Raw genomic sequence first — 540 nt, 5'->3', positions numbered from 1 at the left:
TTCACCTCGACATCGCCGGGACGGCGCTGTTGCAGGCCGATACGGCACTGGCGCCCAAAGGGGCGACCGGCTGGGGCGTCGCCGCGCTGAACCGGATGATCCGCGACAGGTTCGAGAAGTAAGCGCATGTCGCGTGTGCTGTTCTACCACCTGACCCGCAGCGGCGTGCCGGAAACGGTGACGCAGCTTGCGGGGCGGGCGCTGGGTCAGGGCTGGCGCGTCATGTTGCGCGGCACCGATCGCGGACGGCTGGAATGGCTGGACGAAAAGCTGTGGCTGGAACCGGAAGACGGGTTCCTGCCGCATGGTCTTGAAGGCGCAGGGCGCGAGGCGGCGCAGCCGCTGCTGCTGGGCCTTGGCCCGGTCGCCAATGACGCAAGGGCGCTGATGCTGGTGGACGGGGCCGAGCCGCAACCGGGCGAGGCGGCCGGGCTCGAAAGGGTCTGGGTTCTGTTCGACGGGCAGGATCAGGGCGCAGTGAATGCGGCGCGGGGCCTCTGGAAGCGGCTCGCGGGCGAGGGGGCACATCTGCAATACTGG

1 protein-coding gene is annotated in these 540 nt (G+C 69.4%); it reads left to right on the top strand.

What is annotated here, in order from left to right:
- Positions 1-126: 126 nt before the first annotated feature.
- Positions 127-540, top strand: a 414-nt coding sequence (locus tag PKE99_RS39450) for a DNA polymerase III subunit chi (protein WP_271215178.1), incomplete at its 3' end; no start/stop codon positions are given.

This window comes from Pseudonocardia halophobica (genome assembly GCF_027922425.1).
GTDB lineage: Bacteria > Actinomycetota > Actinomycetes > Mycobacteriales > Pseudonocardiaceae > Pseudonocardia > Pseudonocardia halophobica.
Note: the sequence above shows the minus strand (reverse complement) of the source record. Positions and strands in the feature narration are given on the sequence as shown.